General features: G+C 46.3%; 24 protein-coding genes. 22 read left to right on the top strand and 2 right to left on the bottom strand.

What is annotated here, in order from left to right; all coding sequences use genetic code 11:
* The first annotated feature begins 24 nt into the window (after positions 1 to 24).
* The 6 genes from epsC (at position 25) to DW183_RS10225 (ending at position 5,270) form a co-directional block, all read left to right on the top strand.
* Positions 25 to 681, top strand: coding sequence for a serine O-acetyltransferase EpsC (gene epsC, locus DW183_RS10250; RefSeq protein WP_118281916.1), 657 nt, complete (start codon positions 25 to 27; stop codon positions 679 to 681).
* A gap of 18 nt (positions 682 to 699) precedes the next feature.
* Complete coding sequence (cysS, locus tag DW183_RS10245; RefSeq protein WP_118281915.1) at positions 700 to 2,106, top strand: cysteine--tRNA ligase; 1,407 nt, start codon at positions 700 to 702, stop codon at positions 2,104 to 2,106.
* Positions 2,091 to 2,522, top strand: coding sequence for a Mini-ribonuclease 3 (locus DW183_RS10240; RefSeq protein ID WP_118281914.1), 432 nt, complete (start codon positions 2,091 to 2,093; stop codon positions 2,520 to 2,522). The genes cysS and DW183_RS10240 overlap by 16 nt, the downstream gene beginning before the upstream one ends.
* A 17-nt stretch (positions 2,523 to 2,539) precedes the next feature.
* Positions 2,540 to 3,289, top strand: a complete 750-nt coding sequence (gene rlmB / locus DW183_RS10235) for a 23S rRNA (guanosine(2251)-2'-O)-methyltransferase RlmB (RefSeq protein ID WP_118281913.1) — start codon at positions 2,540 to 2,542, stop codon at positions 3,287 to 3,289.
* 8 nt (positions 3,290 to 3,297) lie between these two features.
* Positions 3,298 to 3,903 (top strand): sigma-70 family RNA polymerase sigma factor, encoded by a 606-nt coding sequence (locus DW183_RS10230; RefSeq protein ID WP_118281912.1) that lies wholly within the window; start codon positions 3,298 to 3,300, stop codon positions 3,901 to 3,903.
* A gap of 86 nt (positions 3,904 to 3,989) precedes the next feature.
* Positions 3,990 to 5,270 carry an EAL domain-containing protein gene (locus DW183_RS10225; RefSeq protein ID WP_118281911.1) on the top strand — a complete coding sequence of 427 codons (1,281 nt, stop codon included), beginning with the start codon at positions 3,990 to 3,992 and terminating at the stop codon, positions 5,268 to 5,270.
* A gap of 72 nt (positions 5,271 to 5,342) precedes the next feature.
* Here DW183_RS10225 and DW183_RS10220 read toward each other — a convergent pair whose 3' ends face one another.
* The gene (locus DW183_RS10220) at positions 5,343 to 6,665 is read right to left on the bottom strand and encodes an oligosaccharide flippase family protein (RefSeq protein WP_118281910.1); all 1,323 of its coding nucleotides are present in this window, start codon (positions 6,663 to 6,665) and stop codon (positions 5,343 to 5,345) included.
* 124 nt (positions 6,666 to 6,789) lie between these two features.
* Between DW183_RS10220 and nifS the strand changes: the two genes are divergently transcribed.
* The 3 genes from nifS to mnmA are packed head-to-tail and all read left to right on the top strand — an operon-like array spanning position 6,790 to position 9,527.
* Positions 6,790 to 7,974 carry a cysteine desulfurase NifS gene (gene nifS, locus DW183_RS10215; RefSeq protein ID WP_118281909.1) on the top strand — a complete coding sequence of 395 codons (1,185 nt, stop codon included), beginning with the start codon at positions 6,790 to 6,792 and terminating at the stop codon, positions 7,972 to 7,974.
* A 23-nt stretch (positions 7,975 to 7,997) separates the two neighbouring features.
* Positions 7,998 to 8,435 (top strand): Fe-S cluster assembly scaffold protein NifU, encoded by a 438-nt coding sequence (gene nifU / locus DW183_RS10210; protein ID WP_118281908.1) that lies wholly within the window; start codon positions 7,998 to 8,000, stop codon positions 8,433 to 8,435.
* Entirely contained in the window at positions 8,436 to 9,527 is a 1,092-nt protein-coding gene (gene mnmA, locus DW183_RS10205) for a tRNA 2-thiouridine(34) synthase MnmA (RefSeq protein ID WP_118281907.1), read from the top strand.
* A gap of 85 nt (positions 9,528 to 9,612) precedes the next feature.
* Here the strand turns inward: mnmA and DW183_RS10200 are convergent, their stop codons facing one another.
* Entirely contained in the window at positions 9,613 to 10,422 is an 810-nt protein-coding gene (locus tag DW183_RS10200; protein WP_118281906.1) for a histidinol-phosphatase HisJ family protein, read from the bottom strand.
* Positions 10,423 to 10,638: 216 nt separating this feature from the next.
* Here DW183_RS10200 and gap point away from each other — a divergent pair, with 216 nt between their 5' ends.
* From gap to smpB, 13 genes are all read left to right on the top strand, one after another.
* A complete protein-coding gene (gap, locus tag DW183_RS10195; protein WP_118281905.1) occupies positions 10,639 to 11,640 on the top strand; it encodes a type I glyceraldehyde-3-phosphate dehydrogenase in 1,002 nt (333 codons plus the stop codon).
* 70 nt (positions 11,641 to 11,710) lie between these two features.
* Positions 11,711 to 12,907, top strand: coding sequence for a phosphoglycerate kinase (locus DW183_RS10190; RefSeq protein WP_118281904.1), 1,197 nt, complete (start codon positions 11,711 to 11,713; stop codon positions 12,905 to 12,907).
* Positions 12,908 to 12,924: 17 nt separating this feature from the next.
* On the top strand, positions 12,925 to 13,677 hold the full coding sequence (tpiA, locus tag DW183_RS10185) for a triose-phosphate isomerase (RefSeq protein ID WP_118281903.1): 753 nt from the start codon (positions 12,925 to 12,927) through the stop codon (positions 13,675 to 13,677).
* Between the two features lie 160 nt (positions 13,678 to 13,837).
* Positions 13,838 to 14,965 carry a tetratricopeptide repeat protein gene (locus tag DW183_RS10180; protein ID WP_118281902.1) on the top strand — a complete coding sequence of 376 codons (1,128 nt, stop codon included), beginning with the start codon at positions 13,838 to 13,840 and terminating at the stop codon, positions 14,963 to 14,965.
* On the top strand, positions 14,952 to 16,373 hold the full coding sequence (locus DW183_RS10175) for a CapA family protein (protein WP_118281901.1): 1,422 nt from the start codon (positions 14,952 to 14,954) through the stop codon (positions 16,371 to 16,373). Before DW183_RS10180 ends, DW183_RS10175 begins: the two co-directional genes overlap by 14 nt.
* Before the next feature lie 101 nt (positions 16,374 to 16,474).
* Positions 16,475 to 18,016, top strand: coding sequence for a 2,3-bisphosphoglycerate-independent phosphoglycerate mutase (gpmI, locus tag DW183_RS10170; protein ID WP_118281900.1), 1,542 nt, complete (start codon positions 16,475 to 16,477; stop codon positions 18,014 to 18,016).
* 54 nt (positions 18,017 to 18,070) lie between these two features.
* Positions 18,071 to 18,952 (top strand): phosphoribosylaminoimidazolesuccinocarboxamide synthase, encoded by an 882-nt coding sequence (locus DW183_RS10165; protein ID WP_118281899.1) that lies wholly within the window; start codon positions 18,071 to 18,073, stop codon positions 18,950 to 18,952.
* 13 nt (positions 18,953 to 18,965) lie between these two features.
* Entirely contained in the window at positions 18,966 to 20,453 is a 1,488-nt protein-coding gene (purF, locus tag DW183_RS10160) for an amidophosphoribosyltransferase (RefSeq protein ID WP_178011062.1), read from the top strand.
* Positions 20,454 to 20,462: 9 nt separating this feature from the next.
* Entirely contained in the window at positions 20,463 to 21,914 is a 1,452-nt protein-coding gene (purB, locus tag DW183_RS10155; protein ID WP_118281898.1) for an adenylosuccinate lyase, read from the top strand.
* 193 nt (positions 21,915 to 22,107) lie between these two features.
* Positions 22,108 to 23,469: an NADP-specific glutamate dehydrogenase gene (gdhA, locus tag DW183_RS10150; RefSeq protein ID WP_118281897.1), complete on the top strand. Its 1,362-nt coding sequence runs from the start codon at positions 22,108 to 22,110 to the stop codon at positions 23,467 to 23,469.
* Between the two features lie 168 nt (positions 23,470 to 23,637).
* Entirely contained in the window at positions 23,638 to 23,880 is a 243-nt protein-coding gene (gene secG / locus DW183_RS10145) for a preprotein translocase subunit SecG (RefSeq protein WP_118281896.1), read from the top strand.
* 93 nt (positions 23,881 to 23,973) lie between these two features.
* Positions 23,974 to 26,109 (top strand): ribonuclease R, encoded by a 2,136-nt coding sequence (rnr, locus tag DW183_RS10140; RefSeq protein WP_118281895.1) that lies wholly within the window; start codon positions 23,974 to 23,976, stop codon positions 26,107 to 26,109.
* On the top strand, positions 26,102 to 26,566 hold the full coding sequence (gene smpB / locus DW183_RS10135) for an SsrA-binding protein SmpB (RefSeq protein WP_118281894.1): 465 nt from the start codon (positions 26,102 to 26,104) through the stop codon (positions 26,564 to 26,566). Before rnr ends, smpB begins: the two co-directional genes overlap by 8 nt.
* The last annotated feature ends 86 nt before the right edge of the window (positions 26,567 to 26,652 follow it).

Genomic DNA, 26,652 nt, shown 5'->3' with positions numbered 1-26,652 from the left:
GAATAGACAAAGAGGTTGTTAGTCATGTTTAAACATATAAAGGAAGAATTCGCGGTCATTCAGGAGAGAGACCCTTCCATCAAAAGTCCGATGGAAGTGATCCTGTATCCGAGTTTTAAGGTTATGATCAGTTACCGCAGGGCGCACAAGTTGTATCTGAAAGGTCATTATTTCTGGGCAAGATGGATTTCCCAGCGTGCCGCCAGAAGGACCGGGATCGAGATCCATCCGGGAGCAACGATCGGCAAAGGATTTTTTATCGATCATGGTACCGGCGTCATCATCGGAGAGACTACGATCATTGGAGATAATGTCACCTTATACCAGGGAGTTACCCTGGGTGGAACCGGTAAGGAGACAGGCAAGCGTCATCCGACTTTGGAGGATAATGTCATGGTCAGTGCCGGAGCCAAGGTCATCGGTTCCTTTACTGTAGGCAAGAATTCCAAGATCGGTGCAGGGAGTGTTGTGATCGAGGAAGTGCCGCCCAACTGTACTGTGGTTGGTGTGCCGGGGCATATCGTCAAGCAGAACAATGTCAAGGTGCCGACCAGCGATATGGATCAGATCCATTTACCGGATCCGGTACAGGAAGACATCAAGGTCTTGCAACAGGAAAATTCAGAACTGGTCAACCGTGTATTGCAGTTGGAAAATGAAATACGTAGTTTAAAGAAATAAGAACATAAGGAGAATTTCATGAAGATCTATAATACATTATCAAAGAAAAAAGAAGAGTTTGTGCCGATCGAAGAGGGCAAGGTCCGTATGTATGTCTGCGGACCGACGGTTTACAATTACATTCATATCGGTAATGCAAGACCTATGATCGTTTTTGACACAGTGCGCCGTTATTTAGAGTTTATCGGTTATGATGTCAACTACGTTTCCAACTTCACGGACGTGGATGACAAGATCATCAAAAAGGCGATCGAGGAAGGTTCCACGGCAGAAGAAGTGTCAAAGCGCTATATCGCAGAGTGCAAAAAGGACATGGCAGACATGAATGTCATGCCGGCAACGACCCATCCGCTGGCAACCGAGGAGATCGGGGGTATGATCCAGATGATCTCTACCCTGATCGAAAAAGGCTATGCCTATGTGGTATCCGATGGAACCGTATATTACCGCACACGCAAGTTTGCTGACTATGGCAAACTTTCTCATAAAAATCTGGACGATCTGGAAGCCGGACACAGAAGCATCAAGGTAGTCGGAGACGAAAAGAAAGATGACTTTGACTTTGTGCTCTGGAAACCAAAAAAGGATGGTGAGCCATACTGGGAGTCTCCATGGTGCGACGGACGTCCGGGCTGGCATATCGAGTGCTCTGTTATGGCAAAGCATTATCTGGGCGATGAGATCGATATCCATGCCGGTGGCGAAGATCTGATCTTCCCGCATCATGAAAATGAGATCGCACAGAGTGAGGCAGCCAATGGCGTAGAATTCTCCAAATATTGGATGCACAATGGTTTCCTTAATATTGACAACAAAAAGATGAGCAAGTCTCTGGGCAATTTCTTTACCGTAAGGGAGATCGGCGAAAAATATGACCTGCAGGTTCTGCGTTTCTTTATGTTGCAGGCACATTACCGCAGCCCGCTCAACTTCAGCGCAGAACTGATGGAAGCCGCAAAGAATGGTCTGGAGCGTATCCGTACCGCAGCATCCAATCTGCAGTTCTTAGCAGATCACGCAGAGGCAGAGGCATTTTTGGACGGCGAGGAAGCAAAACTTGCAGAAGCAAAGAACTATGTAGACAAGTTCAAGGCGGCCATGGAAGATGATTTTAACACGGCAGACGCGATCTCTTCTATTTTTGAACTGGTAAAATATGCCAACCAGAATGCAGACGGATCTTCCTCCAAGGCATATGTGCAGGCGCTTTTGGACGAGTTAAAGACACTTTGCGATGTGCTCGGTATTATCGTAGAGACCAAGGAAGAAATGCTGGATTCTGACATTGAGGCAATGATCGAGGAACGTCAGCAGGCAAGAAAGAACCGTGATTTTGCCAGAGCAGATGCCATCCGTGACAAACTTTTGGCAAAGGGCATTGTACTGGAAGATACCAGAGAAGGGGTAAAATGGAAAAAAGCCTAAATCAAGAGATCAAAGATAAATTTGCGATCGCTGACGTTGATATCCGTACCTACTCGCCGCTGACACTGGCTTATATTGGGGACGGGATCTTTGATGTGATTATCCGCTCCATTGTGGTAGGCAGGGGCAATACGCCGGTCAATCAACTGCATCACAAGACCAGCCATGTCGTCAAGGCACATTCGCAGGCGATCATGGCGGAGGCACTGATGGATGTGCTGACGGATACGGAAAAGGATATTTACCGCAGAGGGCGCAATGCCAAGTCACACACCATGGCAAAGAATGCAACGGTGACGGACTACCGCAGTGCTACGGGATTTGAGGCATTGATGGGATATCTCTATCTGACCGATCAGATGGAGCGCATGATGGAAGTGGTCAGCATTGGGCTGGAACGCTGTCATTTATTATAAGCAGGAAAGGATAAAGAATGGAAGAGACACAAAGCCTTACAATAGAGGGAAGAAATGCCGTGTTGGAGGCATTTCGCTCAGGCAAGACCATAGACAAGTTGTTTCTCTTGGACGGCTGCATGGACGGACCGATCCGGACGATCCAGAGAGAGGCAAAAAAGCACGACACGATCATTTCTTATGTGACCAAGGAGCGTCTGGATCAGATTTCTGAGACCGGAAAGCATCAGGGCGTGATCGCTTATGCGGCTGCCTACACCTATGCCAGTATCGATGATATGTTACAAAAGGCAAAGGATGCCGGCGAAGATCCGTTTTTGATCTTTTTGGACAATGTGGAAGATCCCCACAATCTGGGCGCCATCATCCGTACGGCAAATCTGGCGGGGGCGCATGGCGTGGTTATCCCCAAAAGACGTGCAGTAGGACTGACGGCAACCGTGGCAAAGGCAAGTGCCGGAGCCATCAATTATACACCGGTCGCAAAGGTGACAAATCTGTCCCAGACCATCGAAACACTCAAACAGGAAGGTATGTGGTTCGTCTGTGCGGATATGGGCGGAAGCACCATGTATGATCTGAACCTGACAGGATCGATCGGACTTGTGATGGGCAATGAGGGAAGCGGTGTCAGTGACCTTGTGAAAAAGCACTGTGATTTCGTGGCATCCATCCCGATGAAAGGGGATATCGATTCCCTGAATGTTTCTGTGGCAACAGGCGTGCTGACGTATGAGATCGTGCGGCAGCGGCTTTTGAAAAAATAGGGGAGTCCATGGACAGATATGACGAGATGACGGATGAAGTCTTGGTAGCAGCCTATCGCGCAGGCGATTTTGCAGCCATGGAGCATCTGTGCAAAAAATATCAAAAAGTGGTTTCTGCTTACGGCAAAAAGTTCTTTATCAAAGGCAGTGAAGAACAGGATGTCGTGCAGGAGGGCATGGTCGGTCTTTTCAAGGCGATCCAGGATTATGACCCACAGACGCAAGTGAGTTTTTCACATTTTGCAAGGCTCTGCATCAGCCGGCAGATCTATAAGGCGATCGAGGCGGCGGATCGCAAGAAGAACCAGCCGCTCAATTCCTATGTGTCGATCTTTGATTCGGAGGACGAGGAGAGCCCAAACCGGCAGATCATCGAGAATATCTTGGCGGATGATGTGCAGAATCCGGAAAATGTATGGATCGATGCGGAAAAGACAGAGCAGATCGTAGAACAGATCATCAAAAATCTGAGCAAGATGGAACTGGAAGTCTTTTTTTACATGGTACAGGGACTGGACTATCATACGATCGCCGTAAAGATGGACAAGACAGAAAAGAATATTGATAACGCTATCCAGAGGATTCGACAAAAAGTTCGTCGCATTTTGGCATAATATGTATGATGTCAAGGGCGCGATGAATTTTTTTGTTGCACTTTGCGGTAACTGATGATAGAATCCATGTGGGAGTTTAATTAAAAATGTTAAATAAAATTTTAGAACACAAAACAGAAGAATTACCATCTTTAGAGCGTTTTAAGATGCTGGGATCCAAGGTGGTAGTGGAGATGAAAAAACCGGTACTTGCCAGTTTTAATCTGCGCAATCTCAAGTATTTTAATGAGATCTATGGGACAGCAAAAGGGGACTGGCTGATCACACTTATGGTGGATTATTTTTGCCGGGAAAACAAAAAGAGTATTTTGGGAAGCATGAGTTATGTGGATCATTTATTAGTTCTCTGTGAGGCGGGTGGAGATAGCGATGAGGAGATCTTAGCCTTTTATCAGGATATTGCAGACCGCTTCTTGGAGAGAGTCAGTGACCATTATGACCGTGTCAAGATCCATGTGGAGTGCGGTCTGTACGTCATGCAGCCGGGAGACAGTTTTATCTATGCACAGGACAATGCACGCTATGCACGCAGGAGCATCCGGCATAGTTATTCCAATACGGTTGCTTTTTATTCCGAAGACCTGCGCCGCAGATCCATCAAGAAGGCAAGTATTATTCCGAATTTTGAACATGCCATTGATACAGACGGGATTCAGGTCTATTTACAGCCAAAATGTTCTGCCAAGAATGACCGTATCATTGGTGCGGAGGCTCTGTCACGTTTTTGTGACGAGGACGGCGAGATCTTGTCACCGGCGATCTATGTGCCGATCTTAGAGCAGGCTGGGATCGTTTCCAGACTGGATTATCAGGTGCTGGTAAAGAGCGTAGAACTTCTTAGTAAATGGCGGGACGACGGACATGAACTTTTCCCGATCTCGGTCAATCTGTCGCGCGTGGACCTTTTGGAAGATCGTTTTATTGAATCTCTGGATCATCTGGTGGAAGATGCAGGGCTGGACAAACAATATATCGAATTTGAATTGACGGAGACAGTGCTGGTCAAGGATCTGGAAATGATCATTGCTAAAATGAACCACCTGCGCGAGAAGGGCTACCGGATCGCTTTAGATGATTTTGGTTCCGGCTACAATTCCTTATATGTTTTAGGACAGGTTCCGGCAAATGTGATCAAGTTTGATCGTGGATTTGTTTTACATTCCATCCAAAATCAGATGGGAATGACCATTCTTTCCAATCTGGTCAATACCTTTAAGGAGATCGAGTTTGAGGTCTTGTGCGAAGGGGTAGAGACCGAGGAAGAAAAGCAGAAGATCGTTTCCTGCGGTTGTGATGTCATTCAGGGCTATCTGTATGACAAACCGCTTTGTATCGATGATTTTGAAAAGAAATATATTTATGCATAAAAAGCGCAAAAGATAGCATAAGATAAAAATCGAAGTCAGGACCGTTGTAAGGACAGCCTTACAACGGTTTTTTTATGCATTCTTTTTGCATGTAATGGAAAGCAGGCGCAGGTATGCCATGAAAGCCGATACGACCTGACTGCACAGGACGCCAAGCAGGAAGGCGCGGAAGCCGTAAAGCGGGATGCCAAAGAAGATGAAGGCAAGACGGATCAGGGCACCGGTCATGCTGTTAAAAAAGGTATCTTTGACATTACCAAGACCGTTTAAGATGCTGTTCATGGTCGTGCCGAGAAAAAGAAAAGGACACAGCCAGGACAGGGTGCGGATGTAGATACCGGCGACTTCGTTTGCAAATATTTTCTGCCCGATCAAAGGGCTGAAAAAATAAAAGAAAAAGGAACATAAAAAGCCTAAGAACATGCAGAGGAAAAAGCCAACGGTGATGGAATGCCGGATATAATAGTTCCTGCCTTCTTCCTTGGCGCGCGAGATCGAGGGCAGGAGCATGACCGCGATGGAGTTGGAAAGGACGGTCGGAAAAAAGATCATGGGCAGAGCCATACCGCTGTAGATGCCATAGATGCTGAGGGACTGGGTATTGGTCAGCCCGAAGCGCACCAGACAAAGCGGGATCATGATATTTTCAATGCCGTGTAAGACAGTGAGGAGCAGGCGGGTGGCAGTCAGGGGACAAGCCATGGACAAAAGATCTTTGCAGGTGGTGTTGACTTGTGCGCTCGGCTTTTGCCGGATCTGCTTCTGGCTGAGGGACAGGAGATTTAAGTAATAAAAGGTTGCTGCGATCTCGCCCAGGAGGAGCCCTAGCATGGCATGAAATTTCGTGAAAGGCAGACCGCTATGTATGGTAATATAGTAGATGCCCATAACACTGCCGATGCGTACCACTTGTTCAATGCACTGTCCGATGGATGGAATCTTTGATTTTTGCAGACCATAGTAATAACCGTTGATACATCCATGGATGCATTCTAAGGGGATGCACAAGATGAGCGGATAGAGGAGTGTCTTTATGGAAGGCTCATGAAAGAGTCCGGCTGCGATGCTGTCAGCAAAAAGCAGACAGGGGATGCAAAAGACGGCGCTCAGGGCAAGGGAGAGGCACATTCCCATAGCCAGGTAGGATTTTTCCCTGCCATCTTTGGCGGAAGAACTTTTGGCGACAAAACGGGAGATAGCGGTGTGGATGCCGGAGTTGGCAAAGGCTATTCCTACTGCCAAGAGGGGCATTGCCAGTTGGTAAAGTCCGAGTTCCTTTGCACCGATGGCGCGTGACAAAAAGATCTTATAATAAAAGCCTAAAAGACGACAGAAAAGCCCGGTAATTGTAAGAAGTAATGCACCAGAATAGACGGGGTGAGTATTTTTTCGCAAGAGATTTCCATCCCAAAAACATTTTTAACATTATATGTTAGAATTTGGTTGACAGAACAAAATGGGAATGCTAGTATATCAATATCCTAGTAAAAAGGTAGGAAATAAAACGAGGTGAAAACTTATGAAAGAATTTGTTTATTTGGACAATGCGGCTACGACAAAAGTCAGACCGGAAGTTGTGGAAGCAATGCTTCCTTATTTTACAGAGATTTATGGCAATGCATCTGCCGTTTATGATTTTGGACAGAAGTGTAAGCAGGCGATTGAAGATGCCAGAGAGACGATCGGATCCTCCATCGGAACCAGGGCTTCAAATATATATTTTACTGCAGGCGGAAGTGAGTCAGACAACTGGGCATTAAAGGGTGTTGCAGAGGTCTACAAGGATAAGGGAAAACACATCATCACGACCAAGATCGAACATCATGCCATCCTGCATACTTGCGCTTATCTGGAACAGCAGGGCTATGAAGTGACATATCTGGATGTGGATGCAGACGGGCTGGTTTCCCCGGAAGATGTCAAGAAGGCAATCCGCCCGGATACCATTCTGATCTCTGTGATGTTTGCTAACAATGAGATCGGAACCATTGAACCGATCGAGGAGATTGGTGCCATCGCACATGAACATGGCATTTTATTCCATACAGATGCTGTACAGGCATATGCCCAGGTGCCGATCGATGTGGAAAAGATGCATATCGATCTTTTGAGCGCCAGTGGACACAAACTAAATGGACCAAAAGGTATTGGTTTCCTTTACATTCGTCAGGGACTTAAATTAAAATCCTTTATCCATGGTGGTGCCCAGGAAAGAAAGCGTCGTGCTGGAACAGAAAATGTGCCGGGTATCGTTGGACTTGGCAAGGCGGTTGAGATTGCTATGGCAACCATGGATGAGCGTATCAAAAAGGAAAGCGAACTTCGTGACTATCTGATTGCAAGAATAGAAGATGAAATTCCGTTTGCAAAATTAAACGGACACAGAGTTAAGAGACTGCCAAACAACATTAACTTTTGCTTCCGTTTTATTGAGGGCGAGTCAATGTTGATCATGTTGGATATGGCTGGTATCTGTGGATCATCAGGATCTGCATGTACATCAGGATCCCTAGATCCATCCCATGTCCTTTTAGCAATCGGTCTGCCACATGAGATCGCACATGGATCCCTTCGCCTGACCTTAAGTGATGAGATCACCAAGGATCAGTTGGATTATGTTGTGGATCATTTGAAAGAAATTGTTGCAAAACTTCGCAGCATGTCACCACTTTATGAGGACTATGCGAAAAAACATTTGTCATAAGTATTTAAAACGGAGGAAAAATTATGTATAGTGAAAAGGTAATGGATCATTTTCAAAATCCAAGAAATGTCGGAGAAATGGAAAATCCGAGTGGCGTAGGTACGGTTGGTAACGCTAAGTGTGGCGATATCATGAGAATGTATCTGGATATTGACGAAAATGGTATTATCAAAGAAGCAAAGTTCAAGACATTTGGCTGTGGCGCAGCAGTGGCAACCAGCAGTATGGCAACGGAACTTGTTGCAGGAAAGACGGTACAGGAAGCTTTGGAAGTTACCAATAAGGCAGTTATGGAGGCTCTGGACGGACTTCCACCTGTAAAGGTTCACTGTTCCCTTTTGGCAGAGCAGGCGATCCATGCAGCACTCTGGGATTATGCACAGAAAAATGGCATCAAGATCGAGGGCTTGGAGCCACCAGTCAATGATATCGAGGAACTGGAAGAAGAGGAAGAATACTAATTGAAACAAAAAGTAGTTGTTGGTATGTCCGGAGGAGTAGACTCCTCTGTGGCGGCATATCTTTTAAAAGAACAGGGCTATGATGTGATCGGCGTGACCATGCAGATCTGGCAGGATGAGGATGAATTTGTGCAGGAGGAAAATGGCGGCTGCTGTGGGCTTTCTGCGGTAGATGACGCCAGACGTGTGGCTGCAAGGCTGGAGATCCCTTATTATGTGATGAACTTTAAATCAGAGTTCAAGCATAAGGTCATGGATTATTTTGTGGAAGAATATTTACAGGGGCGTACCCCGAATCCTTGCAATGCCTGCAACCGCTATGTCAAGTGGGAGGCACTTTTAGACCGTGCGCTCTCCATCGGCGCAGATTATATCGCGACCGGTCATTATGCAAGGATCGCGCAGCTACCCAATGGAAGATATGCGATCACCAACTCTGTGACGGCTGCTAAGGATCAGACTTATGCGCTTTATAACCTGACCCAGGAACAACTGTCGCATACATTGATGCCGGTCGGTGTCTATCACAAGGATCAGATCCGGCAGATCGCGGAAGATCTTGGACTTCCGGTGGCACACAAAAAGGACAGTCAGGATATCTGTTTTATACCGGATAATGACTATGCATCCTTTATTGATGAGGCCGCACCGGATCGTGTACCGGGACCGGGGGATTTTGTCCTGAGCGACGGTACAGTTGTTGGAAAACATGAGGGCGTTACGCATTATACGATTGGACAGCGTAGGGGACTTGGCATTTCTGTAGGCAAGCGCATTTTTGTCAAGGAGATCGATGCGAAAAATAACCGTGTTGTTCTGGGCGATGATGACGATGTCTTTACGGATCATCTGGTCGCAGACCAGATCAACTGCATGGCTGTGCCGGAATTCTTGGACGGACAGGAATTCCTTGCCAAGATCCGTTATTCCCACAAGGGCACCAAGTGCCATGTGAAAATGCTTGCAGACGGACAGATGCGGCTGGACTTTGAAGAACCGGTACGCGCGGTCACACCGGGGCAGGCAGTTGTCCTTTATGATGGACATTATGTTGCCGGAGGCGGCACGATCGTTCAAGAGATGTTATATTAGAAATCAGAGAGCCATCTCATTACGAGATGGCTCTTTTTGTGCTTGGCGCGAAAATGTGCAGAAGCATTTTTTATATGCCGGAAAATTAGTAGATGCTATGTGGATGCGGCACACGGTGGAGATAGACCATATATTCGTCAAATCCACAGGAGGCAAGAAAGCCTGGCAGACGGTCAAAGCCTAATGCAATATCGCTGGGTTTGTGTGCATCTGCACCGATCGTGATCAGTTTTCCGCCGAGTTCATGGTAGCGCTTTAGGATCTGCGGGCATGGATTTGGCACAGAAAGCCCACAGCGGAAGGCACCGGTGTTGACTTCCAGTGCAATATCATGTGCAATGAGAAAACGCAGGATATCATCGATCAGCGGCGCATATGGCGTGTAAGTATCGTAAGGCTGGGCAGGATCCTGCGGCCCATAGCGAAAGACATAGTCCAAATGCCCCAGAGCGTCAAAATTGTGAAATGCCGCCAGGTTCTCATAGACGGCCTGATAATATTCTGTATAGGCTTCCGCAGGATCGCGCCTCTCAAAATAAACAGGGTAGTAAGGATCTCGCGTATGTACGACATGCACAGAGCCGATGACATAGTCAAAGGCATAGGATGCAAGCAGATCGGCATGCTTTTGTGCAAGATGCGGTTGCAGACCCAGTTCCAAGCCATGAAGTACAAAGAAAGGCGCAGCCTCTTTTTGCAAAGCCGGCATGGCTTTTTCGCAAGCATCCAGATCCAGATCGAAAAGATGCGGTTCTTCCTTATAGTCTAAATCCAAGTGGTCTGTAAATGTAATGCCGGACAGACCCAACTGTCTGGCTTTTTCTATCATATCCAAAGGATCCGCGTCACTGTCACCGGAAAAATGACAGTGCATGTGATTGTCCCAAAGTTTCATTGGCAAAGTACCTCCATTCACTTACCAATTATAGGAAAATGTCGCATAAAATGCAACGAATCCGCAAAATGTCAGGACAGAGGAAAAATCTTAGTGAAAAAATTATCAAACTTTGTTTTTGGGGTTGAAATGTAGGTAGAAATTGGTTAAAATGAAGTCAGTTTGGGAATGTTATTCCCTAGACATAGTATTTTTAAATCTTAGGAGGAATTTAAAATGGCAGTAAGAGTAGCGATTAATGGATTCGGCCGTATTGGTCGTCTTGCATTCAGACAGATGTTTGGAGCAGAAGGATATGAAGTAGTTGCAATCAACGACTTGACAAGCCCAAAGATGTTAGCACATCTGTTAAAGTATGATTCATCACAGGGTAAGTATGCTTTGGCTGATACAGTATCTGCTGGAGAAGATTCTATCACAGTTGATGGCAAGGAAATCAAGATCTACGCTTTCCCGGATGCAAACAATTGCCCATGGGGTGAATTAAAGGTAGACGTAGTATTAGAGTGTTCTGGTTTCTACACAAGCAAGGAAAAGGCACAGGCTCATATCAACGCTGGTGCTCGTAAGGTTGTTATTTCTGCACCTGCAGGAAATGATCTTCCTACAATCGTTTACAATGTAAACCATAAGACATTGACTCCAGATGACAAGATCATCTCAGCAGCTTCTTGTACAACAAACTGCTTGGCACCAATGGCTAAGGCTCTTAACGATGCTTTCGGTATCAAGTCTGGTATCATGAGCACAATCCACTCATACACAGGTGATCAGATGACACTTGATGGACCACAGAGAAAGGGTGACCTTAGAAGATCTCGTGCAGCTGCAGTTAATATCGTACCTAACTCAACAGGTGCTGCAAAGGCAATCGGTCTTGTAATTCCTGAGTTGAACGGAAAGTTGATCGGATCTGCACAGCGTGTTCCATGCCCAACAGGTTCTACAACAATCCTTGTTGCTACTGTTGAGAAGTCTTGCACAGTTGAAGAGATCAACGCAGCAATGAAGGCAGCAGCTACAGAGTCATTCGGATACAATGAGGATGAGATCGTTTCTTCTGATATCATCGGAAGCACATATGGTTCAATCTTCGATGCTACACAGACAATGGTTGGAGAAGACAACTTAGTACAGGTTGTTTCTTGGTATGACAATGAGAACAGTTACACATCTCAGATGGTTCGTACAATCAAGTATTTCTCTGAGTTAGCATAGTCCTAGCCAACATGGGGTCCGGTCGTTGGGACCGGACCTCTTTTTTATTAAAAGACTGGAGGATTTAATCATGGGATTAAATAAAAAATCAATCGATGACATCAATGTAAAGGGTCTGCGCGTTCTTTGCAGATGCGACTTTAATGTGCCTCTTATTGATGGCAAGATCACAGATGAGAACCGTCTGGTACAGGCACTTCCTACCATCAAGAAACTGGTTGCTGACGGTGGCAAGGTGATCCTTTGTTCACATCTTGGCAAACCAAAGGGAGAGCCGGTTCCGGAACTTTCTTTAGCACCGGTTGCTAAGAGACTTACAGAACTCTTAGGACAGGAAGTAAAATTCGCAGCTGATCCGGAAGTTGTAGGACCAAATGCCAAGGCTGCTGTAGAAGCAATGAAAGATGGCGACATCATCTTACTTGAGAACACAAGATACCGTGCAGAGGAGACCAAGAACGGAGACGAGTTCTCTAAGGATCTGGCATCCCTTTGTGATGTATTTGTAAATGATGCATTCGGTACAGCGCACAGAGCACATTGCTCAAATGTTGGTGTGACAAAGTATGTTGACACCGCAGTTGTTGGTTACTTGATGCAGAAAGAGATCGATTTCCTCGGAAACGCAGTAGAGAATCCGGTTCGTCCGTTCGTTGCTATCCTTGGTGGAGCAAAGGTTTCTTCTAAGATTTCTGTTATCGAGAACCTCCTTGACAAGGTAGATACTTTGATCATTGGCGGTGGTATGGCATATACCTTTATGGCTGCACATGGCGAGCCTGTAGGAAAGTCTCTTCTTGAGAAGGATTACATGGAGTATGCACTTCAGATGGAAGAAAAGGCAAAGGAAAAAGGCGTTAAACTTTTGATCCCTATCGATACCGTTGTAGGTGATGACTTCAAGAACGACTGCAACTTCAAGGTTGTAGAACGTGGAGAGATCCCGGACGACATGGAAGGTATGGATATCGGACCTAAGACATGCAAACTCTTTACCGATGCGATCAAAGATGCAAAGACTGTTGTTTGGAACGGACCAATGGGATGTTTTGAAATGCCAAACTTTGCAAAGGGAACGATCGCTATTTGTGAAGCACTTGCAAATATCGATGGAACAACCATTATCGGTGGTGGTGACTCTGCATCCGCAGCAAACAACCTTGGCTACGGCGACAAGATGACACATATCTCTACCGGTGGCGGCGCATCTTTGGAATTCTTAGAGGGTAAGGAACTTCCTGGTGTAGCAGCAGCAAACGATAAATAAGAAAAGGGGTTATTATAATGGCAAGAACAAAGATTATTGCAGGCAACTGGAAAATGAACAAGACTCCAAGCGAGGCAGTTGCTTTGATCAACGAATTAAAGCCGTTAGTAGCGAATGATGACGTAGATGTAGTATTTTGTGTACCGGCAATTGATATCATTCCTGCAGTTGAGGCTGCAAAGGGAACCAATATCCACATTGGTGCAGAAAATATGTATTTTGAGGAGAGTGGCGCTTACACAGGCGAGATCGCTCCAAGCATGCTTACAGATGCAGGCGTAGAGTACGTGGTACTCGGACACTCAGAGAGAAGAGAATACTTCGCTGAGACAGACGAGACTGTAAACAAGAAGGTTTTAAAGGCATTTGAACATGGTTTGACACCGATCATCTGCTGTGGTGAGACTTTGACCCAGAGAAAACAGGGTATCTACATTGAATGGATCCGTATGCAGATCAAGATCGCATTCCAGAATGTCACAGCAGATCAGGCAAAGAAGGCAGTCATTGCTTATGAGCCAATCTGGGCAATCGGAACAGGCGAGACCGCAACAAGCGATCAGGCAGAAGAAGTATGCGGCGCAATCAGAAAATGCATCGCAGAAGTATATGATGAGGCTACAGCAGAAGCAATCCGCATCCAGTATGGCGGATCTGTAAATGCAGGCAATGCTGCAGAACTTTTTGCAAAGCCTGACATTGATGGCGGACTTGTCGGCGGTGCTTCTTTGAAGGCAGATTTTGGCAAGATCGTAAATTATAATGCATAATGGCATCGTTACAACTGCTATTGTAACTCTAGGAGACATCCAATTCTGGATGTCTCCTTTTTCTCTTGTGACACTTCTTTATATATGCTAAAATAAGCCGTGGTTAGGTGCGTATGGATCGAAAAGAAATGCGTATTTTTGACAGGAGGAATAGATACAAATGAAGCGTGGACTTGTTATAGGACTTATACTTACCGCCTGCTTACTGGCAGGATGCGGCAAAACAGATAAAAAAGAGACTAAGGAGACCGTCAAAGAAGTGGCAAAACAGGAAGTCTCCGACTACAGCCAGTTGTCGATCAAGGAATTGGAAGTGCTGGGTGCGGATAACGATGAAGAAGCCATGATGGAACTGGCAAATCGTTGTGATTATGGCAGTGAGGACTGCGAACAGGATTTTACAGAGGCAAAAAAGTGGTATGAATCCGCAGGAGAAGTGGGAAATACCGATGCACTTTGTGTACTGGGATATTATGCCCTCAACGGTATTACGCAGGATGTGGATCTGGACCAGGCAGCAGACTATTTCCAGACGGCGATCGATGCCGGAAGTGAGCGGGCATATGTAGGCTTGGCGCGCACATATCTGGCTGGTTATGGGGATGAGGCAGACAGACCTGCCAAGGCATATGAAAATATCAATCTTGCCTACCAAAAGGGCATTCCGGTAGGGCAGTATTATATGGCTTATCTTTTAGAGAACGGTATCGGTTGTGCGCAGGATTATGCACAGGCGATGAGCATATATGAGCAGGTGGCAGAACTCAAAGACCTTACCATCTATGACGCTTATCTTCCAAATGCTGCGGCGACGGATCTTGGCATGATGTATATGCGTGGTGAGGGCGTGGCACAGGATTATGAGGAAGCCATGAAGTGTTTCAAGACAGCTGCAGGCAAGGATTATGCCATGGCACAGTATTATATGGGACAGATGTTTGAAAACGGTTTTGGCTGCGATCAGGATTATAAGGAAGCCTTACAGTGGTATCAGAGCGCCGCAGATCAGGACTATGCTCCGGCTTTGAACCAGATCGGCTACCTTTACTATAATGGATTTGGCGTGGAAACAGATATTGATCAGGCCATCTATTATCAGAAACTGGCTGCTATGCAGGGTTATGCGGTTGCACAGATCAATTTGGGATATTTGTTTGAAAACGGTATTGGAGTAGAGCAGAACTACAGCACGGCACTGGCATACTATCGCATGGCGGCAGACCAGGATAATGAGGGTGCCAAGGAAGCAGTCGTGCGTGTGCTCAAACTGATGGATGAAAAAGAGTAAGAATTACGTGGGCATCGTGGCGGCGGTCTTTGTGATCGCCATGATCGCTTTGGTCTGGTATCTGCTCTTTGGGGCAGACTTTATCCGGCGTGCACAAAAGTCCGACGGACAGGAAGAGAAGCAGGAGGAGACCACGGAAAAGGAAGAACTTTTAAACATTTCCAACGTGGATCAGGCCTATGATGCCATACTCAACAAAAGTACAAAAGAATTTATAGGAAACCATCCGATCGACGAGGAGTTTCTTTCCTGGTTCACCGGCAACTATGGTATAGAGCAGTTGGAAAAGATCGCTTCTTATGCCCAGTTGGACGATGGAGAGATTTGGTACGAAATCACAGGGAACAGTATCCATGTTTTGTGGTATGATTATTGTATGGAGACTGGGATCCAGCAGTATGTCTATGACAAGACGTATGTTAAAGAGTGTCAGGATGCAGATCGTATCGTGCTGGATTTTACCGGTGATTTTTCTCTGGCTGAGGGCGTGGGGACGACAGACTATTATCACAGTGTGGGGGATGATATCACCAAATGCCTGGGGGCAGATCTGCGTCAGGAAATGCTTAATGCAGATATCATGACCATCAACAACGAGTTTGTCTACTCGACACGTGGACAGGCACTGGCGGGAAAAGCCTATACCTTCCGCGGAGATCCAAAGACCTGCCAGAACCTCGTGCTCCTGGGCGTAGATGTCGCGGGACTTGCCAACAATCATGTCTATGACTTTGGAGAGAATGCCTTTTTGGATACCTTAGATACCTTAAAGGCGAAGAATATCCCTTATATCGGTGCCGGCAGGAACCTGGAGGAGGCATCGGAGCCGATCTTTTTCATTGCAAACGGCAAGAAGATCGCCATCGTGGCGGCGACTCAGATCGAGCGGAGCACCAAATACACCAAGGAAGCGACCGAGGACAGTCCCGGAGTCCTAAAGACTTTGGACTCGGCGAAATATGTAGCCCAGATCGCAAAGGCAAAGCAAAATGCCGATTATGTGATCTGCTATGTGCATTGGGGCACGGAACACACACATCAATACGGCAGTGACCAGGTCAAACTGGCAAAAGATTTTGTGGCGGCAGGAGCGGATGCCATCATAGGCGCTCATCCGCACTGTTTGCAGGGGGCAGACATCATGGATGGTGTTCCGGTCTTTTACAGTCTGGGAAATTTCTATTTTTCGCAGGAAGCAGAAATGCCGGATGATTATGATACTGCCATGGCACAGATCATCATTGATGATTCCGGGACACTGAGTGCAAGACTCCTGCCGTGTCATTTTTCGGGAGGAAATCTGGAACTGGTATCCGACCCGGAAAAATACCGCCAGATCCTTGCTGATGTAGAAGGATATTCGGACCAGATAGCTTTTGATGGTGACGGCTATCTACTTGTCCATTAGTTCAAGTGTAAAGTGCATGTTTTTTAGTTATTGTGTCCATTGATTTTTACCATGAAATCGGGATAGAATAAATATAATTTCAGAGAAAAGAGGAAAAGAGAATGAGCAAGAAGCCAGTTGTTTTAATGATCTTAGATGGATTTGGTCTGAATGACAGACACGAAGCAAATGCCGTATATGAGGCAAATACACCAAATATCGATAGTTTGATGCAGAACTATCCTTATGTTAAGGGAAATGCCAGCGGACTTGCGGTTGGACTCCCGGACGGACAGATGGGAAACTCTGAGGTAGGACACCTGAATATGGGCGCAGGACGTATCGTATATCAGGAACTGACCCGTATTACCAAAGAAATCGAGGACGGAGATTTCTTCCAGAATGAGGCTTTGAAAAAAGCAATGGAGAATGCTAAGGCAAAGGATTCTGCCCTTCATTTATTCGGACTTTTATCAGATGGTGGTGTGCACAGCCACATTACCCATTTATATGGATTGCTCGAGATGGCAAAGCGCGAGGGCTTGAGCAAGGTTTATGTCCATGGATTTATGGACGGCCGTGACACAGCACCGACCAGTGGTATTGAGTATGTCAAGGCTTTAGAAGAGGAGATGGCAAAGATCGGTGTCGGTAAGATCGCCAGTCTTTCCGGTCGTTATTATGCCATGGATCGTGACAATCGTTGGGATCGTGTGGAAAAGGCCTACCGTGTACTTACTCTTGGCGAGGGCAATACAGCAAGCGATGCTGTCAGTGCTATGCAGGCATCCTATGATGATGGCAAGACGGATGAGTTTGTGATCCCGACCGTGATCACAGAAGATGGTCAGGCGATCGGCAAGGTATCCGCAGATGACAGCGTGATCTTCTTTAACTTCCGCCCGGATCGTGCGAGAGAGATCACAAGAGCCTTCTGCAGTGATGATTTTGACGGATTTGACAGAGGTCAGCGTCTGCCGCTTACCTATGTATGCTTTACCGAGTATGATGTGACAATCCCGAATAAGGAGATCGCTTTCCACAAGGTAGAGTTACACAATACTTTCGGCGAATTTTTAGCAGCACATGGAAAGACCCAGGCAAGAATTGCCGAGACAGAAAAGTATGCGCATGTTACTTTCTTCTTCAACGGTGGTGTAGAGGAGCCGAACCCGGGCGAAGACCGCATCCTTGTAAAGTCTCCAAAGGTTGCAACTTATGATCTTCAGCCGGAAATGAGTGCTTATGAAGTATGTGACAAATTATGTGATGCGGTCACTTCTGACAAATATGATGTGATCATCATCAATTTTGCAAATCCGGACATGGTAGGTCATACCGGCGTTGAGGCAGCAGCCATCAAAGCGGTAGAAGCCGTTGACTCCTGTGTGGGACGTGCAGTAGAAGCCTTGAAGTCTGTAGACGGCACCATGTTCATCTGTGCAGATCATGGTAACTGCGAGCAGTTAGTAAACTACGAGACAGGTGAGCCGTTGACCGCACACACGACCAATCCGGTACCATTCATCCTGGTAAACGCAGATCCTTCCTATGGTCTTCGTGAAAATGGATGCTTAGCAGATATCATTCCGACCCTCATCGAACTGATGGGTATGGAACAGCCGGAAGAAATGACAGGCAAGTCACTTTTGATCAAAAAGTAAGATCCGCCTGTATTTTGCAGGCGTATATCATAAAAGCATAAATAATTAAGGATAATGGAGGAAAGACAAATGAAACCAATGAAAGAAGGCAAGGTCCGCGAAGTTTACGATAATGGTGACAGCATCATCATGGTAGCCACCGATCGTATCTCTGCATTTGACGTGATCTTAAAGAACAAGATCGTAGACAAGGGAGCAATCCTGACACAGATGTCCAAGTTCTGGTTCGATTACACCAAGGATATCGTTCCAAATCACATGATCTCAGTGGATGTGAAAGATATGCCGGAGTTCTTCCAGAATAAGGAATATGAAGGAAAGAGCATGATGTGTAAAAAGTTGCAGATGATTCCGATCGAATGTATCGTCCGTGGTTACATCACAGGAAGCGGCTGGGCTAGTTATCAGGAGAACGGCACAGTATGCGGCATCACCCTTCCGGTTGGTTTACAGGAGTCTGAAAAATTGCCGGAACCGATCTATACACCGTCAACAAAGGCTGAGATCGGTCTGCATGATGAAAATATTTCTTACGAACAGTCTGTAGAAGTATTGGAAAAGGCTTTCCCGGGCAAGGGAGAGGAATATGCTTCCAAGATCAAGGAATATACACTTGCACTTTACAAGAAATGTGCAGACTACGCACTTACCAAGGGCATCATCATTGCAGATACCAAGTTTGAGTTTGGTCTGGATGAGGATGGCAATGTCGTTTTGGCTGATGAGATGCTGACACCGGATTCTTCCAGATTCTGGCCATTGGAGGGCTATCAGGCAGGACAGGGACAGCCTTCTTTTGACAAGCAGTTTGTAAGAAACTGGTTAAAGGCAAATCCGGACAGCGATTATCTGCTTCCCCAGGATGTCATTGACAAGACCATCGCAAAATACAAAGAAGCATTTGAAATGCTGACAGGAAAGAAATTTGGAGCGTAGACAGGAGATGCAGATGACGACAACAGATTCAAATAAGGCTATGCCGTTTGAAGGACTGCATGAAGAATGTGGTGTCTTTGGCATGTATGATTTTGACGGCGGTGACGTGGCTTCCTCTATTTACTATGGCTTGTTTGCCTTACAGCACAGGGGACAGGAAAGCTGCGGTATTGCCGTTAGTGAGACGAGCGGACCAAAGGGCAAGGTCACTTCTTATAAGGGGATGGGACTTGTCAATGAGGTTTTTGACGGCGAGACCTTGGAAAAGATGCGGGGTGACATTGGTGTAGGACATGTCCGTTATTCGACCGCAGGAGAGTCCACCAGAGAAAATGCACAGCCTCTCGTTTTAAATTATGTCAAGGGAACGCTGGCGCTGGCACACAATGGAAATCTGATCAATGCCAAGGAATTAAAAAAGGATCTGGAATATACCGGAGCCATTTTCCAGACAACGATCGACTCCGAGGTCATTGCCTATCATATTGCCAGAGAGCGCTTGCAGTCTAAGACTGCAGAGGAGGCAGTACGCCGCGCCTGCATGAAGTTAAAAGGTGCCTATGCACTTGTTGTGGCTTCTCCACGAAAACTGATCGGTGCCAGAGATCCTTTCGGCTTTAAGCCACTTTGCATCGGTAAGCGTGACAATGCTTATATCTTAGCATCCGAGACCTGTGCGCTGGATACCATCGGTGCCGAATTTGTCCGTGATGTCTTACCGGGCGAAGTTGTTACAATCACACCGGAAAAGGGCATTGAGTCCGATATGGAAATGGCACTTCCAAAAGAAAAAGAAGCCAGATGTATTTTTGAATATATTTATTTCGCAAGACCGGACAGTCATATTGACGGGGTCAGCGTTTATGGCAGCCGTATCAAGGCGGGCAAGTTCCTTGCCATGGACTCACCGGTTGAAGCAGACTTGGTTACCGGCGTACCGGAGTCGGGCAATGCGGCAGCCCTGGGCTATTCCTTACAGTCCGGGATCCCTTACGGAACTGCTTTTGTCAAAAACGGTTATGTGGGACGTACCTTTATCAAACCAAAGCAGAGCAGTCGTGAATCCAGTGTGCGTATCAAGTTAAATGTCTTAAAGGAAGCCGTTGCAGGCAAACGAGTCGTCATGATCGATGACTCCATTGTGCGTGGAACAACATCAGACCGTATTGTGCGTATGCTGCGTGAGGCAGGTGCGACGGAAGTGCATGTGCGCATCAGTTCACCACCATTCCTCTGGCCGTGTTATTTTGGAACGGATATTCCGGAGCGCGAACAACTGATCGCCTACAAGAGATCCATTGAGGACATCCGCAAGATCATCGGTGCAGATTCTCTTGGATATCTTGGCATGGAACGCCTGGATGAGATGGTGGAAGGTCTGTCGATCTGTCGGGGATGCTTTAACGGCAAGTATCCGATGGAGCCGCCGAAGGAAGATATCCGTGGTGAATATTTTGACAAAGAGATCGATATGGCAAAGAAATTGGAACGCAATTTATAGGAGGAGAGTATGAGTACAGATCGTTACAGTAGCCCACTTTCAGAGAGATATGCCAGCAGGGAAATGCAGTATATCTTTTCTCAGGATAAAAAGTTCTCCACATGGAGAAAACTCTGGATCGCACTTGCTGAGACAGAGATGGAATTAGGACTGAGCCAGGACGGCAAGCCGGTCATCACACAGGATATGATCGATGAGATGAAAGCACATGTCGACGACATCAATTATGATGTGGCAAAGAAAAGAGAGGCAGAGGTTCGCCATGATGTTATGAGCCATGTCTACGCATATGGCAAACAGTGCCCGAAGGCAGCAGGCATCATCCATCTGGGAGCGACTTCCTGCTATGTAGGTGATAACACCGATATTATCATCATGCGTGATGCACTTCTTCTGGTGCGCAAGAAACTGGTCAATGTCATTGCAGAATTGGCAAAGTTTGCAGATACCTATAAAGATATGCCGACCCTTGCTTTTACACATTTTCAGCCGGCACAGCCAACAACTGTTGGTAAGCGTGCGACACTCTGGTTAAATGAGTTCGTTATGGATCTGGAAGATCTGGATTATGTTTTGTCTAGTTTAAAACTTTTGGGATCTAAGGGAACTACCGGTACACAGGCAAGTTTCTTGGAACTCTTCCAGGGAGATCAGGAGACCATCGACAAGATCGATCCGATGATCGCAAAGAAGATGGGCTTTGAGAAGTGCTATCCGGTCAGCGGACAGACATATTCCCGCAAGGTGGATACCAGAGTCTGCAATATCTTGGCAGGCATTGCGGCATCTGCACACAAGATGAGCAACGATATTCGTCTGCTCCAGCACTTAAAAGAAGTAGAGGAGCCATTTGAAAAGAGCCAGATCGGTTCATCTGCCATGGCATACAAGCGCAATCCGATGCGTAGCGAGCGTATCGCATCCTTATCACGTTATATCATTATTGATGCCTTAAATCCGGCGATCACATCTGCAACCCAGTGGTTTGAAAGAACTCTGGATGATTCTGCTAATAAGAGACTTTCTATTGCAGAGGGATTTTTGGCATGTGACGGTGTCTTAGATCTTTGCCTGAATGTTGTGGATGGTCTTGTGGTCTATCCAAAGGTCATCGAAAAGAGACTGCGCAGTGAACTGCCATTTATGGCAACCGAGAACATCATGATGGATGCGGTAAAGAATGGCGGCAACCGTCAGGATCTGCATGAAAAGATCAGAACCCTTTCCATGGAAGCAGGAAAGACGGTCAAGGTAGAGGGCAAGGATAATAACCTCTTAGAATTGATCGCAGCAGATGATGAGTTCCCGATGGGCTTAGAGGAACTGGAAGCAACCATGCAGCCGGACAAGTACGTTGGACGCGCACCTCGTCAGGTAGTCAAATATTTAGAAGAAGTCATCCAGCCGATCCTGGATGAAAATAAAGACGTTCTCGGTGTAAAGGCTGAGATCAACGTCTGATCAGAATGCAGGAACTTCCTGTGCAATTATGCACGGGAGGTTTTTTTTGCATATTTTTATCGCGGGAAAAATCAAAAAATGCAAGTTAAAAATTTTAATTATGCATTGCACTTCAACACGATAAAGTATATAATGTCACTAGATTTTGTGAGAACAAGGTCGGAAAGAAGTTTTGAGTAGGAGGACACAATCAATGAAATTCGAGAGTAGTTATTTGCAGAGAGTGTATGACGGACTTGAGAGCCGTAACGCAGAGCAGAAAGAATTTTTGCAGGCAGTGGCAGAAGTTCTGGAATCTTTGGAGCCTGTTGTGGCAGCCAATCCGGAATTGGAGAGATGGGGCATCATCGAGCGTATCGTTGAGCCGGAGCGTATTATCCAGTTCAGAGTATCTTGGGTAGATGACAATGGCAAGGTTCAGGTCAACCGTGGATACAGAGTACAGTTCAACTCTGCAATCGGACCATACAAGGGAGGTCTTAGACTTCATCCATCCGTAAACCTTTCTGTTATTAAGTTCCTTGGATTTGAGCAGATCTTCAAGAACAGCCTGACAACACTTCCGATCGGCGGTGGCAAGGGTGGTTCTGACTTCGATCCTAAGGGCAAGTCAGACATGGAGATCATGAGATTCTGCCAGGCATTTATGACAGAACTTGAGAAGCATATTGGTGCTGATACAGACGTTCCAGCCGGAGATATCGGTGTTGGCGGACGTGAGATCGGATTTATGTATGGTCAGTACAAGAGACTGCGCAACGAATTTACCGGCGTACTTACAGGAAAGGGACTTACTTACGGTGGTTCTCTTGCTCGTACCGAAGCAACCGGTTATGGACTCTGTTATTATACACAGGAGGCATTAAAGAGTCTCAGAAATACAGACTTTAACGGCAAGACAGTCGCAGTTTCCGGTGCAGGAAATGTTGCTATCTACGCTATCCAGAAGGCATATCAGTTAGGCGGTAAGCCAGTGACATGTTCTGATTCTACCGGTTGGATCTATGATCCGGAAGGAATCGATGTAGACCTTTTGAAGGAAGTAAAGGAAGTAAAGCGTGCTCGTTTGACAGAGTATGCTGCTGCACGTCCATCTGCTGAATATCATGAGAAGAAGAACGGAGAGCATGGTGTTTGGTCAGTGAAGTGTGATATCGCGCTTCCTTGTGCAACACAGAACGAATTGGATGAAAACGATGCTAAGATGCTGATCGACAATGGCGTTCTTGCTGTATGTGAAGGTGCAAACATGCCTTCTACACCAGCCGCTATTGAGGCACTTAAGAAGGCTGGCGTCCTCTTTGGACCGGCAAAGGCTGCAAACGCAGGTGGTGTTGCAACATCAGCACTTGAGATGAGCCAGAACTCTGAGAGATTACATTGGACATTTGAAGAAGTTGACGAGAAGTTACAGCACATCATGACCGGTATCGTACACAACTCACTCGATGCTGCTGCAAAGTACGGCCTAGACGGAGATCTGGTTGTCGGTGCTAATATCGCAGGCTTTGAAAAGGTTGCAGATGCTATGATCGCACAGGGTGTTGCTTACTAAAATATAGCATTTTCAGAGGCGTTCCTTTTGAACAAAGGGACGTCTCTTTTTTTCTCCTTTCATCCGGGCGGTCTATAAAAAACTCTTGCGTATAAGGTATGACTGTGTTATACTTTGTTAAGTTGTGACGAATGGCTCGTAGTTTCGGGCTTACATTAGGAGGTTCTCATGGAAGTATTAAAGACAATTCTTATGATTGCATTTATTATTATATGTTTGGCTATTATCGTGATTATTCTGATGCAGGAAGGTAAGTCAGCAGGTCTTGGTTCTTTGAGCGGACAGACATCTGAGACATACTGGAGCAAGAATAAGGGACATTCCAAAGAGGGAATGCTTGTCAAGATCACCAGTGTTCTTGTTTTATTATTCTTTGTGCTTGCCGCAGTTTTGAATATCGGAAGTTTTTAATCATAGGTATGTGAGCCATCGTGGAAACGGTGGCTTTTTTCTTTATGAAAAGAGTGAGGACGGGGCATCCTAGTGATGTCAGGGAGATTGGATATGAACGAGAAAAAATTGGAAGAACGCAAAAAAATGATATATGGTCTTTTGTGCGATGAACTTTATGTTCCTATGCGCACCAAAGAGATCGCTATGCTTTTAGATATCCCAAAGAGCAAACGTCAGGATCTACAGGAAGTGCTGGATGCTCTGGTCGAGGAGGGCAAAGCCCAGGTATCAAAAAAAGGCAAGTACCAGAAGGCAGAAAAAGTGGTAAAAGAGGGGGCTTTTATCAGCCATGCCAAGGGCTTTGGCTTTGTTTGTGTGGAGGATGAGGGTGAGGACTACTATATCCCGGAGGAATATGTCGGAAATGCTTTTCATGGTGATCAGGTGCGGATCGAACTTTTGCCACCGTCTAAGGGAAAGCGCAGAGAGGCTAAGATCATAGAGGTCTTGTCCCATGATATTTCGACGGTCGTCGGAACGTATGAAAAGTCAAAAAATTATGGCTTTGTCATATCGGACAATGCAAGGATCACGCAGGACATCTTTATCCCGCAGGGGAAGGACATGCATGCGGTGGACGGACATAAGGTGGTCTGTCAGATCACGAGTTATGGCAAAAAGAACCGCAACCCGGAGGGCGTGATCACGGAGATCTTAGGGCACCGTAACGATCCGGGCGTAGATATTATGTCGATCGTACGTGGCTTTGACCTGCCGACGGAATTCCCGGAAAAGGTCTTAAATCAGGCGACGCGTGTGGCGAATGAGGTGTCGGAAGCCGATCGTGCCGGAAGACTGGATCTGCGCGGGGTTACCATGGTGACCATTGACGGAGAAGATGCCAAGGATCTGGACGATGCCATTTCCATCTGCCACAAAGGCGATGGTTACGAACTGGGCGTGCATATTGCCGATGTGTCAAATTATGTGCAGGAGCGGAGTGCCCTGGATGAGGAGGCGAAAAAGCGCGGCACCAGTGTCTATCTGGTAGACCGCGTTATCCCTATGCTGCCGCATACACTTTCCAATGGGATCTGTTCCTTAAATGCTGGGGAAGACCGTCTGGCACTTTCTTGTATCATGACACTGGATGCCAAGGGAAATGTGATCGATCATACGATCGCGGAAACGGTTGTCAATATTGATGCGCGTATGTCTTATACATCGGTCAAGAAGATCCTGGTGGACAAGGATCCAGCGGAATGTAAAAAGTATCAGGACTTGGTGCCGATGTTTGCCCTGATGGAAGAATTATCCGGTCTGATTCGCAAGAAGCGTATGCAGCGGGGATCCATTGATTTTGATTTTCCGGAGACAAAGATCGTTCTGGATGCGCAGGGACATGCTGTGGATGTGATGCCTTATGAGCGCAATGTGGCAACCAAGATCATTGAAGATTTTATGCTGATTGCCAATGAGACGGTCGCAGAGCATTTTTATTGGCAGGAGATCCCGTTTTTGTATCGTACCCATGCAACGCCGGATGGCGAGAAGATCCGTAAACTGGCTACCTTTATCGGAAATTTTGGCTATACGATCAAGGGTGGCGCGGATGAGGTGCATCCGAAAGAATTGCAAAAACTGTTGGGTAAAATCCAGGGGACACCGGAGGAAGATTTTATTTCAAGACTAACGCTGCGGTCTATGCAACAGGCAAAATATACGGTAGAATGTACAGGACACTTTGGATTGGCGGCAGATTATTATTGCCATTTTACCTCGCCGATCCGCCGATATCCGGATCTGCAGATCCATCGTATCATTAAGGAAACCTTGCGTGGCAGATATAATGAGACAAGACGGGAACACTATGAATCGCTGTTGCCGGTCATTGCAACAGAGACCAGTCGGCTGGAGCGCCGGGCAGACGAGGTGGAGCGGGAGGTAGACAAGTTAAAGAAAGTAGAATACATGAGCCGACATATCGGAGAGACCTTCGAGGGTATTGTTTCCAATGTGACCGGATGGGGGCTTTATGTGGAACTGCCAAATACCATTGAGGGGCTCGTGCATATCTCTACGATCCGGGGGGACTATTATCAGTTTGTAGAAGAAACTTATGAACTTGTCGGAGAGCGCACAAATCGACATTATAAACTGGGGCAGCGTGTTAAAGTTGTGGTAGACGACTGCGATACCATGGCGCGCACGATCGACTTTGTTTTGGCGGAGGATGAAGATGAGTAAAGAGAGCAAGAAACTCATAGCAAACAATAAAAAGGCATATCACGAGTATTTTCTGGAAGAAAAATATGAGGCAGGCATCGCGCTGCATGGCACAGAGGTCAAGTCGCTTCGTATGGGAAAATGTAGCATCAAAGAGGCATTTGTGCGGATCGAGAATGATGAGGTGATCATTTACCAGATGCATATTTCTCCCTATGAAAAGGGGAATATCTTTAACCGGGATCCGCTGCGTCCCAAGAAACTTTTGATGCACAAGGCAGAGATCAATAAGTTAAAAGCCAAGATCGCCGAGAAAGGTTATACCTTAGTGCCGGTGGAGGTCTATTTCAAGGGCAGTCTTGTCAAGGTTGAGATCGCGCTGGCAAAGGGTAAGAAACTCTATGATAAGCGTGCAGATATTGCCAAAAAGGATATGCGCCGTGAAGCGGAACGCGATTTCAAGGTGCGCAATCTTTAGCATATGGGAAATGTAACTCTAGAAAATGACAAGTTGTACATTAGTCAATGATGTGACACCAACTTTTGAAAAATAAAAAGATTGGC

It is taken from the genome of Roseburia sp. AM16-25, from assembly GCF_003473825.1.
In the GTDB taxonomy this organism is placed as follows: Bacteria; Bacillota; Clostridia; order Lachnospirales; family Lachnospiraceae; genus Pararoseburia; species Pararoseburia lenta.
Note: the sequence above shows the minus strand (reverse complement) of the source record. Positions and strands in the feature narration are given on the sequence as shown.